This window comes from Clostridium sp. LS (assembly GCF_002760435.1).
Lineage (GTDB): Bacteria > Bacillota > Clostridia > Clostridiales > Clostridiaceae > Clostridium.
Genome location: NZ_AUUU01000223.1, coordinates 1 through 568 on the forward strand (window position 1 = coordinate 1; position 568 = coordinate 568).

At 34.9% G+C, this 568-nt stretch carries 1 pseudogene; it reads left to right on the forward strand.

The annotated features are described in order from the left end of the window. A pseudogene (locus COL3_RS26610) lies at positions 1-462 on the forward strand (DNA polymerase IV); the annotation flags it as partial. Positions 463-568: the final 106 nt, after the last annotated feature.

Genomic DNA, 568 nt, shown 5'->3' on the forward strand with positions numbered 1-568 from the left:
ACTATGGAGGAGGCACTAAAGATACTTTTATCTTTAACTGAAAGTGTTGCTATGAGGCTTAGAGATAGTAATAGTCTATGCCGCCTTGTAGTTGTAAGTATTAAAACCAATGAATTTTCACACTACTCCCATCAAAAGCAATTGCTTAATTCAACAGATTGTACAAAAGTAATTTTTGACGGAATAAAAGAAGCCTTTAAAGAGGCTTGGAAAGGTGAAAAAATAAGGCAGTTAGGCGTAAGAGTTACTAAGCTAAGCAGCAATATGTATTGTCAGGACACTTTATTTGATTACGAAGCAAAGGAAAAGCAAAGAAAGCTCGATAAAACCCTAGATGATATAAGGGAAAAGCATGGGAAATATAGTGTTATAAGATCAACTTTTTTACATTCTGGAGTAAAGCCAATTAATGGCGGCACAGGATCCCTTGAAGAGTATCCAATGATGAGTAGCTTGCTGTAAGGGAGTGCATTTGAATGAAAGTAGTGGCTAAAAAAGTTGAGATGATAGCGCACTTTAAAGAAGACGGAAAAATAAAACCTCTAAGATTTAAAATAGAAGAAGAAAA